This window comes from Nonomuraea sp. NPDC059194, assembly GCF_042754765.1.
In the GTDB taxonomy this organism is placed as follows: domain Bacteria; phylum Actinomycetota; class Actinomycetes; order Streptosporangiales; family Streptosporangiaceae; genus Nonomuraea.
Window position 1 is genome coordinate 27,351 of sequence record NZ_JBHZBH010000065.1, and the last position, 3,293, is coordinate 30,643.

3 protein-coding genes are annotated in these 3,293 nt (G+C 64.6%); all 3 read left to right on the forward strand.

All coding sequences use genetic code 11. The features are described 5' to 3' along the window. Positions 1-76 precede the first annotated feature (76 nt). Entirely contained in the window at positions 77-1,105 is a 1,029-nt protein-coding gene (locus ACFXJ8_RS41675; protein WP_379650742.1) for a hypothetical protein, read from the forward strand. Between the two features lie 180 nt (positions 1,106-1,285). Beyond that, a complete protein-coding gene (locus ACFXJ8_RS41680) occupies positions 1,286-2,827 on the forward strand; it encodes a trypsin-like serine peptidase (protein ID WP_379650739.1) in 1,542 nt (513 codons plus the stop codon). Between the two features lie 125 nt (positions 2,828-2,952). Next, complete coding sequence (locus ACFXJ8_RS41685; RefSeq protein ID WP_379650740.1) at positions 2,953-3,177, forward strand: hypothetical protein; 225 nt, start codon at positions 2,953-2,955, stop codon at positions 3,175-3,177. Positions 3,178-3,293: the final 116 nt, after the last annotated feature.

Sequence of the window (3,293 nt, forward strand, 5' to 3'; positions counted from 1 at the left end):
CGTCGGCAAGCAGGCCTTCACGCACTACGACCTGTCGGTGTACGAGGACTACGACCGCGACTACGCGTTCGTCACCGTGTACAACGGCATCGGCGCCAAGATCACCGATGGTGGCGGTGTCAAGCAGGTCAACAAGGGCGAGTACGACGCCTACAAGGGCAAGAAGGAACTGAAGGTCGAGAAGGTCACCGAGGAGGAGTACAAGGCCTGGGAGTCGAAGTACGGCCCCGACTCGGTCACCACCAAGACCACCGACGGCACGCCCAAGAAGGTCGGCCACGACTACAAGCCGGGCAAGGACGAGGAGAAGATCCTCACCGGCGTCGAGGTCTCGGGCTACGACTTCGGCAAGGCCGGCGCGGACACTGTCGACGACAAGAACGGCGAGCAGTGCCCCGAGATGACCGTCGGGGAGAAGTGCCTCGACGCTGCGGGCGGCAAGCCGGTGTCCAACGGCAAGCAGACCATCTCCAAGGGCGAGTACGACGAGCTCGTGGCCAAGAAGGCCAAGGGCGAGTTCCTCGGTGAGGTCAAGGCGGAGAACGGCGGCTGGTACAAGCAGCAGTTCTTCACCAAGCAGTGGGTTGTCGTGCCGGCCAAGACGGTCGAGTACTTCAAGATCACTGGCTACCTGATCTACGTCGACGCCTCTGGCACCCTCGTTGACCTCGGTCGCCTGGGTGACAACGTCGGTGGTCAGGGCTTCGCCTACAACCAGCCCACCGGCAAGATCGTCCGTACCTTCGGCTACCCCTACGCTGAGCACCCCGACGGCTCCAAGCCGTACACCGGTGTGACGCCGAAGTGGTGCTACGGCAAGACCAGCGCCAAGCTGGTCGGCTCCGCCGCCAAGAAGATCGAGGAGCACGTGGCGCTGAAGTGCCCCGTGACCCCCGGCTACGACGGTGGCCCCTGGCTGCTGAAGTACAGCAACGCCAAGCGTCTCGGCTACGTGAACGGTGTCACCAGCACCTTCAACGACCAGGACGGCAACGACCGCGTGGACTACATCTCCAGCCCGTACTTCGACGGCGAGACCAACCTCGTCTACAAGGCGGCTGCGAACACGGCGTCCGGCGCGATGTTCCCGTTCCCCAAGCCGTAACACGCTTGACCTGAGCCGAGGGTCCAAACCTCAGCTCACCCTGCACCACCCGAAGGGCTCGGCTTCTGCCGGGCCCTTCGGCCTTTCTGGGAGGAAATACCCAGGAAAGATCCCTTACGGGAGTGACATGAGGGTCGATAGGGTCGCAACACCCCTTTGTTGACTTTGTGGAGCCTCCCGTTGAAGCGCCTGCTCATCCCCCTCGCCGCCGTCGGTCTGACCGCTGCCGCACTCGCCACGCCGGCCGCCGCCGCCCCCTCCTGGGTCACCGACCCGCTGGCCCCCAAGCCCGCCGACGCCTACAGCACCGCCCTGTTCTGGCTGGACGCCAACGGCGCCGCGCTGAGGAAGGCCACCCAGTACCACTGGGACAGCAAGGACGTCACCAAGGTCGTCAACGTCAGCAGCGACAAGCCCGATGACGGCAAGCCCGGCATCGTCGCGCCCACCGGCGCCGCGACGGCCGGCGCCAAGGTGAAGAACGTCAACCTGCCCAGGACCATCGGCAAGGTCTTCTTCATCGACCGCAAGGGCGACTACCGCTGGTGCTCGGCCACCTCGATCCAGTCCAGGCACCGCAACCTGGTCGCGACCGCGGGCCACTGCGTCTACGAACACGGCCGTGACGTCTTCGCCAAGTGGGTCTTCGTGCCCGGCTACTACCAGGGCAAGGCGCCGTACGGCGTCTTCGCGGGCGCCTACGCCTTCACCACCTACGACCTCGACACCTACGACGACTACGACGGCGACTTCGCCTTCGTCGCCGTCCACAACGGGTTCGAGCTCACGGGCAGCCGCGAGGTCACCAAGGGCGAGTTCTCCGACTGGGCCGGCGACAAGTGGGTCAAGCACGAGGAGATCAAGGAAGACGACTACAAGGCCGGTTTCGAGAAGTACGGCCCGGCCGGGCCGTACTGGTCCAAGGACTTCGACGTCACCCCCGAGAAGGTCGGCCACGACTACAAGGGTGACAAGACGCTGACCAAGGTCGAAGTGACGGAGAACGGGTACGGCGACGCCGCCCCCAGCACCGCGGCCAACGTGAACGGCGAGCAGTACGAGAAGGTCGGCCCGACGCCCATCAGCAAGGAGAAGTACCAGGAGCTGAGCAAGCTCAAGGCCGACGGCAAGTTCCCCGGCAAGGTCGACGCGGAAGTCCAGAGCGGCGCCGAGATCGCCTGGTACGAGACCCGCTACTACACCAAGCAGTGGGTGAAGGCAGGCAAGACCGTTCGCTACTTCCGCGACCACTACTTCATCGGCGTCGCCAAGGACTCCGGCAAGCTCGGCGACGCCGTCGGCGGCCAGGGCATCGCGTGGAACCAGCCGCAGGGCCAGCCCGTCTTCGCCTTCGGCTACCCCGGCGACGAGCACCCCGACGGCAGCAAGCCGTACACCGGTGTCACGCCCAAGTACTGCTACGGCAAGACGGGCACGAAGACCTACCAGGTGAACACCTTCAGGGTCGAGACGCACCAGGTCCTGAAGTGCTCGATGACCGGCGGCGCGGACGGCGGGCCGTGGCTGCTGAAGTACAACAACAGCAAGCGGCTCGGCTACGTCAACGGAGTGACCAGCCTGTTCCACGACCAGGACGGCAACGACAGGGTCGACCTGATCAGCTCGGCGTACTTCGACGGCGAGACGGGTGACGTCTACAACAAGGCGCAGTACGCGGAGACCAAGAGCATCATCGGCCCCAAGGGCGAGATGCTGAGCTGACACGAGCCCGGCCCGGCTCACGACGAGCCGGGCCGTTCGTCTGCGAGGCAGTGAGCCCAAAGACCAGCAGGCACGTTGCTTGGATTCGCCAGTCAAGCCCTTCGTCCACTGGGCATGCTTTCGGTGTGCCTGAAGAGCTGAACTCCACTGACGACAAAGCTGATGCACGCCCCGGCTTGCTCGTGCCGCCCTCTCTGGCTGAACGTATCCGCGCCGAACTGATCGCCAACGGGGACGTGTTGCCTCGTCGCTTCGAAGACCTTGGTGAGTTGCGTCCAGCCGCCGCCACCCAAGATGAACCGACACTCTCGGAGATCCTCGGCATGATGCGCGATCAAGAGCGCACCTGACCGCAGCTCCTCAATACCGAGCTAGGGCGTGTTTCATAAGCAGGTCAGCCAGTCGTTGATGATGGCGATCTGGACGGTGGCCTCGTAGCGTACGGCGAGCTTGTCGTACCTGGTCG